The organism is Halomonas sp. 3A7M (assembly GCF_014897875.1).
In the GTDB taxonomy this organism is placed as follows: Bacteria; Pseudomonadota; Gammaproteobacteria; order Pseudomonadales; family Halomonadaceae; genus Vreelandella.
Genome location: NZ_JABUZD010000029.1, coordinates 1 through 666 on the forward strand (window position 1 = coordinate 1; position 666 = coordinate 666).

At 53.3% G+C, this 666-nt stretch carries 1 protein-coding gene and 1 pseudogene; both read right to left on the reverse strand.

Going from position 1 to position 666, the window contains the following annotated elements:
* Positions 1-305: pseudogene (locus INT19_RS01965) on the reverse strand (glutamine--fructose-6-phosphate transaminase (isomerizing)); the annotation flags it as partial.
* Positions 306-410: 105 nt separating this feature from the next.
* Positions 411-666, reverse strand: a 256-nt coding sequence (locus tag INT19_RS01970; protein ID WP_193059518.1) for a hypothetical protein, incomplete at its 5' end; no start/stop codon positions are given.

Consider the following 666-nt stretch of genomic DNA (forward strand, 5'->3'; position numbering starts at 1 on the left):
ATGATGCCGTTATGCACCACCGCCAAGCCACTGGAAATATGCGGATGGGCGTTACGCTCCGCAGGCACGCCATGGGTCGCCCAACGAGTATGGGCAATACCCACATTACCCACAACCCCCTGCTCTGCAACGCGAGCTTCTAGCTCCGCGACACGGCCTTTTGCACGGGCACGCACTAGCGCACCGGAAGCATCTAACACTGCTAACCCTGCAGAGTCATAACCGCGGTATTCAAGTACCTTCAAGCCCGAAAGCAAAAAGGGCGTACATTCCATTGCGCCCACGGCGCCGACGATTCCACACATACTTATTTATTCCCTACATAAAAACAGCATAAAACGACGATGGCCCATGCGCATACAAGCGGGGCCATCACCTAAAACTATCGTAAAACACTAAGCTTGATTAAGTCATTCTTTATTGCGATCTTCAGGCAGGGAGAAATCAAGACCAATGGTACGTTCAGGGTGATGGTCTTCTTTCGAAGGCATAGAGAGCCCAGCCAGTGGCCACGCTTCCGAGCACTCAAGTTCCTGAATACGACGCTTTAGTCGGTCGCTTTCTTCCTGCAACTGGCTGACCTGTTCAGCGAGCACTGCCCGTTCGCGGGCGTACTCGGCGGTCAGGGCAAACGCATGAAAGATTTCATCCAGCCAATATCGTCGC